Below are 1,100 nucleotides of genomic sequence, written 5' to 3' on the forward strand. Positions count from 1 at the left end.
TTCTTTCTGGAGCCAGCCCGCCATGATGCGCCCCGACAGCAAAGTCGAAAAAGTCTACCTCTACCCCAAGCCCGTGGACTTTCGAAAGTCCATCGACGGCCTCACAGCCTTGGTCGAACTGGACATCAAGGTCGCCGTGTTCGACCCGGTACTTTTCGTCTTCCTCAATAAAGCCCGTAACCGCATCAAGGTGTTGTATTGGGAGCGCAACGGCTTCTGCCTTTGGCTCAAGCGCCTCGAAGCCGAGCGTTTCAAAACTTCACCCAACGCGACCGACGAAGCTATCGTACTGACCGTCCAGGAACTGAATTGGCTACTCGACGGTTTCGATCTCTGGCGCAACCGTCCGCATCAGGTTTTGACTCCTCGTTTCGTCGCCTGACCGGGTATAATCCGGGCCATGATTTCAGTGCCCGATAACCTTCCTGACGACCCTGCCGCGCTCAAACTACTGCTTGCGCAGTTGTTGGCCGAGCGCACGGTCGACAAAGGTCAGATCGTCGATCTTAAAGAACAGGTCAAGCTGCTGCGTGACCGATTATTCAATCGCAAGTCCGAGCAAACCGTCGAGTCCAACACGCCCCAACTGGCGTTGTTCAATGAACCCGAAAGTCAGTGGGTTCCTACCGCTGATGATGCCGACGAAGAAGTTGTTGCGCCAAGCAAGCAGCGCGGCAAACGCAAGCCACTGTCGGCTGACCTGCCACGCATTGAAGTCATTCATGACTTGCCCGAGCACGAACTGACTTGCGCCTGTGGTTGCCGCAAACACGTGGTTGGCGAGCAAACCAGCGAACAACTCGACATCGTGCCGATGCAGATCCGTGTGCTTAAACACGTACGCAAAATCTATGGCTGCCGTGGCTGCGAATCCGCGCCGGTCACCGCTGACAAGCCGGCCCAATTGATTGAAAAGAGCATGGCCAGTCCCAGCGTGCTGGCGATGTTGCTAACCACCAAGTACGTCGATGGCCTGCCGCTGCACCGCTTCGAGACGGTGCTGAACCGACATGGTATCGAGATCCCCCGGCAAACCCTGGCCCGCTGGGTCATCCAGTGCAGCGAACACTTTCAGCCACTGCTGAACCTGATGCGTGACC

General features: G+C 56.7%; 1 protein-coding gene and 1 pseudogene. Both read left to right on the forward strand.

The genetic code is table 11. The annotated features are described in order from the left end of the window. The coding region (gene tnpB, locus ACF8EF_RS24935; protein WP_392462458.1) for an IS66 family insertion sequence element accessory protein TnpB at window positions 1–382 on the forward strand (382 nt) is incomplete at its 5' end. Window positions 383–400: 18 nt separating this feature from the next. Next, window positions 401–1,100 (forward strand): annotated as a pseudogene (locus ACF8EF_RS24940) (IS66-like element ISPpu15 family transposase); the annotation flags it as partial.

The organism is Pseudomonas sp. zjy_15 (genome assembly GCF_043101865.1).
GTDB lineage: Bacteria > Pseudomonadota > Gammaproteobacteria > Pseudomonadales > Pseudomonadaceae > Aquipseudomonas > Aquipseudomonas putida_Y.